Raw genomic sequence first — 4,170 nt, 5'->3', positions numbered from 1 at the left:
GATCGCGGGCGGCTCGTCCGGTGGCTCGGCCGTGGCGGTCTCGGGTCGCCTCGTGGCCGGTGCCACGGGTTCGGACACGGGCGGCTCGATCCGCCAGCCCGCCGCGCTCACCGGCATCACCGGCATCAAGCCGACGTATGGCCGCTGCTCGCGCTACGGCATGATCGCGTTCGCCTCGTCGCTCGACCAGGCAGGCCCCATGGCCCGCACCGCCGAAGACTGCGCCCTGCTGCTGCAGGCCATGAGCGGCTTCGACGAGCGCGACGCCACCAGCGCCCAACAACCCGTGCCCGATTTCGTGGCCGCGCTGAACACGCCGCGCACCGGCGCCACCTCTGACAAGCCCCTGCAAGGCCTGCGCGTGGGCGTGCCAAAAGAGTTCTTCGGTGAAGGCGTGAGCGCCGGCGTGCTCGAAGCCACGCGCGCCGCGCTCAAGCAGCTCGAGCAACTCGGCGCCACGCTGGTGGACGTCAGCCTGCCGCGCACCGAGCTGTCGATCCCCGTGTACTACATCATCGCGCCGGCCGAGGCCTCGTCCAACCTGAGCCGCTTCGATGGCGTCAAGTTCGGCCACCGCGCCGCCAAATACGGCGACTTGAACGACATGTACCGCAAGACCCGCGCCGAAGGCTTCGGTGCCGAGGTCAAGCGCCGCATCATGATCGGCGCCTACGTGCTGTCGCATGGCTATTACGACGCCTACTACCTGCAGGCGCAAAAGCTGCGCCGCATGATCGCCGACGACTTCCAGGCCGCGTTCAAGGACTGCGACGTCATCGCCGGCCCCGTCTCGCCCACGGTGGCGCGCCCCATCGGCTCGTCCACCGACCCGGTGCAGGAGTACCTGGCCGACATCTTCACGCTGCCCGCTTCGCTGGCCGGCCTGCCCGGCATGAGCGTTCCCGCCGGCTTTGGTGAACAGGGCCTGCCCGTGGGGCTGCAGCTGGTGGGCAACTACTGGCAAGAGGCGCAGCTGCTGCACACCGCGCACGCCTTCCAGCAGGCCACCGACTGGCACACGCGCAAGCCCACGGCCCTGGCCTGATTCAGGCAAGCAGCCCAACGAGACACACACCATGAGTTCCAAACACGTTCGCGGTTACGAGGTCGTCATCGGCATCGAAACCCACGTCCAGCTCTCGACGCAGTCGAAGATCTTCTCGGGCGCCTCGACGCAGTTCGGCGCCGAGCCCAACACGCAGGCCTGCCCGGTGGACATGGCCCTGCCCGGCACCCTGCCGGTGATGAACAAGGGCGCGGTAGAACGCGCCATCGCGTTCGGTTTGTCGGTGGGTTCGACCATCGCGCCGCGTTCGATCTTCGCGCGCAAGAACTATTTCTACCCCGACCTGCCCAAGGGCTACCAGATCAGCCAGTACGAGATCCCCGTCGTGCAAGGCGGCTCGGTGAGCTTCTTCGTGGGCGACACGCCGCACACCGTGCGACTGGTGCGCGCCCACCTCGAAGAAGACGCCGGCAAGTCGCTGCACGATGATTTCATCGGCTTCAACGGCGAGAAGTCCTCGGGCATCGACCTCAACCGCGCGGGCACGCCGCTCATCGAGATCGTGACCGAGCCCGACCTGCGCTGCAGTGCCGAAGCCGCCGAGTACGCGCGTGCGCTGCACACCCTGGTGGTGTGGCTGGGCATCTGCGACGGCAACATGCAGGAAGGCTCGTTCCGCTGTGACGTGAACGTGTCGGTGCGCAAGCCCGGCGCGCCGCTGGGCACGCGCCGCGAGATCAAGAACCTCAACAGCTTCAAGCACATCGTCCAGGCCACCGACTACGAGATCAACTGGCAGATCGACCAGATCGAAGACGGCTACGCGATCCAGCAGGCCACGGTGCTGTTCAACCCGGACACGGGCGAGACGCGCGCCATGCGCACCAAGGAAGACGCGCACGACTACCGCTACTTCCCCGACCCCGACCTGCCGCCGCTGGTGATCGCGCCGGAGTGGGTGGAGCGCATCCGAGCAGAGATGCCGAAACTGCCTCGCGAGATTGCAGACGGGTTCATAACGAACTACGGTTTGTCTGCCTACGATGCCAGCATGCTGACGCAGTCGAAGAGCTTCGTGAGCTACTTCCAAACGCTGGTCGATCTGACGTCCGAGCCGAAGCTGTCGGCCAACTGGATGCTCGGCGAGGTGTCCGCACTCGTCAACCGCACCGGCCTGACCATCGATGACGTCGAGATCCCCGGCCCCTGCGAGGTTGCGTCGATCATCAACCGCATCAAGGACGGCACGATCAGCCACAGTGGCGCCAAGACCTTGTTTGGTGCGATACACAAGCGAACTGTCGCCGAGATAGACGAAGTCGCCGCGATCATCGATCGCCTCATCGCCGAAAAAGACCTCAAGCAGATGAGCGACACCGGCGAGCTGGAAAAGATCCTCGACGACATCCTGGCGGCCAACGCCAAGTCGGTCGAAGAGTTCCGCGCCGGCAAGGAAAAGGCCTTCAACGCGCTCGTTGGTCAGGCCATGAAGGCCACCAAGGGCAAGGCCAACCCGGCCACCGTCAACGAGCTGCTCAAGAAGAAGCTCGCGGGTTGATGGCAGGTTGGGCGGGCTGCAGCGCTCGCCCAACCCATCCCGCCAAAGAAGCCGGCAATCTGGCGCCTTAAGCCAGGCATTGGCGCCTGGAGGCAGGCCGCTCTGTCTAGCATCGGATGCAACGTTCATCCCATGCAGAGACCCCCATGAGCCTGGCCGCACCCCACCCCCTCTCCCGCCCCACGGCCTTGCGCACCGGGCTGATCCGAGGCCTCGCCCTGCTGGGCGCGCTGGCCATGCTGTTCTACGGCCTGCTCGCCATCGACGCGGGCATCGTCAACTTCCGGGCTGCGGGCAACGCCGAGGTGGCCGCTCAACGTCAGGCGATGCAGGCCCGAGCCGAAGCCGGCCAGTCGCTGGGCACGCCCGCAGAGGTGGCCGCGCACTCCGGGGCCGCCCTGGCCCTGATCGCCGAATCCAGCTCACCCGGCTACGCCTTTGGCGAACGCGGGCTGAGCGAAACCCTCATCCACTACGCCACGATGCCCCGCTTCAACGGCATCACCCTGTCGGTGCACAACGTGCTGGGCGGTGTGACCATGCTGTTCGGGGCGCTGCAGTTCTGGCCTGCCTTTCGCCGGCGCTTTCCCACCTGGCACCGCGCTTTTGGCGGGCTCTACATCGTCGCGGCACAGGGGGCCATGGTCGCGGCCATGGTGTTCCTGGCGCGCACGCCGGTGCACCTCATCTACGACCAGCTGACCTTCTACATCGGCCTGTGGGGCCTGGCCATCGGCGTGACCGTCAGCCTGTGGATGGCCATTTACTCGATGATGCGCAAGCGCATCGCCCAACACCAGGGCTGGATGGCCCTGAACTACGGCATGTTGCTGACCGCGCCCATCCAGCGCTATGGCTGGGCTGCTTTCGGCGCCGCCGACCCGACGCTGCGCCAACTCGAAGGCAACTACGCCGTCACGGCCGTGCTGGTGCCGCTGAGCGTGATGATCGGCTACGGCCTGTTCACCCTCAACCGCTGGCTGCAGACCGAACGCCCCCAAGGCGCACTGGCCCGCATCACCCAGCCCTTCGAGGGTCACGATCGCGTGGGTCGAATGCTCGCCTGGCTGATGCTGCCCGTTCTGGCGCTGGCCGCATGGGCCACGCTCGACACCCTGGTGCTGAACCCTGGCCTGGCCCAGCTGCCGAACGCCACCACCCTGATCCCCTCGGGCGTGCTGGCACTGGATCAAGCCGTCATCGTCTCGGACACCGGCTCGCGCCTGGCCTTTGCTGCGGCCACATGGGTGGGCCTGCTGGCCCTCGCCGCCTGGCTGCGCGGCACCACCCTGAGCAGCGCGCGCACGCCGCCCACTTGGGCTGGTTGGTTGCTGACAGGGGCCAGCGCGGTGGTGGGCGCGCTGCTCATCCAATGGGGCTTGCGCCTGGGCATGCCCAGCTTCGCCACCCTGCACGGCGGCGCGCTGCACGTTTTCGGTGGCGGCATGACCTTGCTGTTTGCCGCGCTGATGGCCGGTGCCTTGCGCCGCCAGGCCTGGGGCTGGGCGCGCGAGTGGAGCTGGTTCCTGCTGGCCTGCCTGCTCGCCACACCCAGCCTGTGGTGGGCGCTGCCCGCCATCGGCAGCCTGGGCCTGCCCGCCGAGTA

The 4,170-nt window shown here is 67.2% G+C and carries 3 protein-coding genes; all 3 read left to right on the top strand.

Annotation, left to right across the window (positions count from 1 at the left end; genetic code table 11):
* The coding region (locus tag B2W70_RS16495) for an amidase family protein (RefSeq protein ID WP_286747328.1) at positions 1-1,045 on the top strand (1,045 nt) is incomplete at its 5' end.
* A 31-nt stretch (positions 1,046-1,076) separates the two neighbouring features.
* Positions 1,077-2,564, top strand: coding sequence for an Asp-tRNA(Asn)/Glu-tRNA(Gln) amidotransferase subunit GatB (gene gatB, locus B2W70_RS16490; protein WP_286747326.1), 1,488 nt, complete (start codon positions 1,077-1,079; stop codon positions 2,562-2,564).
* Between the two features lie 146 nt (positions 2,565-2,710).
* A partial coding sequence (locus tag B2W70_RS16485) for a DUF2306 domain-containing protein (RefSeq protein ID WP_286747323.1) occupies positions 2,711-4,170 on the top strand: 1,460 nt, incomplete at its 3' end.

Origin of the sequence: Aquabacterium sp. UBA2148 (genome assembly GCF_002328915.1) — a bacterium.
In the GTDB taxonomy this organism is placed as follows: Bacteria; Pseudomonadota; Gammaproteobacteria; order Burkholderiales; family Burkholderiaceae_C; genus Aquabacterium; species Aquabacterium parvum.
The sequence above is the reverse complement of the archived record's forward strand: the minus strand, read 5'-3'. Positions and strand labels throughout refer to the sequence as shown.